General features: G+C 53.2%; 1 rRNA gene. It reads right to left on the bottom strand.

What is annotated here, in order from left to right:
• Window positions 1–11: 11 nt before the first annotated feature.
• Window positions 12–1,485, bottom strand: a 16S ribosomal RNA gene (locus BLP52_RS14225).
• Window positions 1,486–1,575 lie beyond the last annotated feature (90 nt).

The raw sequence follows: 1,575 nt of genomic DNA, 5'->3' as shown, positions 1-1,575 counted from the left end.
CTATCATGCTTAGGAGGTGATCCAGCCGCAGATTCCCCTACGGCTACCTTGTTACGACTTAACCCCCCTTGCGAAATTTAGGTTCGAACACGGCACTAGTCCATGCCCTCACCCATACCTCACTCGGGTGGTTTGACGGGCGGTGTGTGCAAGGAGCAGGGACGTATTCACCGCGCTATATTGAAACGCGATTACTACGGATTCCAGCTTCATGAGGGCGAGTTACAGCCCTCAATTCGAACTACGGGCGGGTTTATGAGATTACCAACCCCTTTCGGGGTAGGGACCCATTGTCCCGACCATTGTAGCCCGCGTGTAGCCCTGGAGATTCGGGGCATACTGACCTACCGTAGCCCGCACCTTCCTCCGGTTTAGCACCGGCGGTCCCCACAGAGTACCCATCATCCCTAAGGATATGCTGGCAACAGTGGGCACGGGTCTCGCTCGTTGCCTGACTTAACAGGATGCTTCACAGTACGAACTGACGACGGCCATGCACCTCCTCTCAGCGATTCAGGTAAGACCTTCAGCCTGACCTACATATTGCTGTCGCCCCAGGTGAGTTTTCCGGCGTTGAGTCCAATTAAACCGCAGGCTCCACCCGTTGTAGTGCTCCCCCGCCAATTCCTTTAAGTTTCAGCCTTGCGGCCGTACTTCCCAGGTGGCTCGCTTCACGGCTTCCCTGCGGCACCTGAAACGGTCGCACCGTCCCAGACACCTAGCGAGCATCGTTTACGGCTGGGACTACCCGGGTATCTAATCCGGTTCGTGCCCCCAGCTTTCGTCCCTCACCGTCGGACCCGTTCTGGTAAGACGCCTTCGCCACTGGTGGTCCCACAAGGATTACAAGATTTCACTCCTACCCCTGTAGTACCTCTTACCTCTCCCGGTCCCAAGTCTGACAGTATCCCCCAGAAGCCTAACAGTTGAGCTGTCAGATTTCCCGGAAGACTGATCAAACCGGCTACGGACCCTTTAGACCCAATAATAGTGGCCACCACTCGGGCCGCCGGTGTTACCGCGGCGGCTGGCACCGGTCTTGCCCGGCCCTTGCTAACACATGCTATTTATACATATGGACAGCCAACATAATATGCTGGCACTCAGTATCCCCTTATCGCGGTTTCCCGCATTGTAAAGTTTTCGCGCCTGCTGCGCCCCGTAGGGCCTGGATTCATGTCTCAGAATCCATCTCCGGGCTCTTGCTCTCACAACCCGTATCCGTCGTAGGCTAGTAGGTACACTACACCCACTACTACCTGATAGACCGCAGATTCATCCTAAGGCACCGGAGCTTTGAATCACAGAACATTCCAGTATCTATGATTTATCAGGGATTATCACCAGTTTCCCGGAGTTATACCTGACCTTAGGGCAGATTATCCACGTGTTACTGAGCAGTACGCCATGTTCACGAAGAACATTTGACTCGCATGGCTTAATCGAATACTGATAGCAGTGACCTCTGGCAGGATCAACCAGAATTGTTGTTGATCACACACAAAATATTTGGAAGTCATTTAGGAATCAGTCGGAAAGAACTCTCTTTGAGAGAATATTTCCTATTTGCACATA

Source organism: Methanolobus vulcani (assembly GCF_900100715.1).
Classification (GTDB): domain Archaea; phylum Halobacteriota; class Methanosarcinia; order Methanosarcinales; family Methanosarcinaceae; genus Methanolobus; species Methanolobus vulcani.
This window is presented reverse-complemented; position numbering and strand designations above follow the sequence as displayed.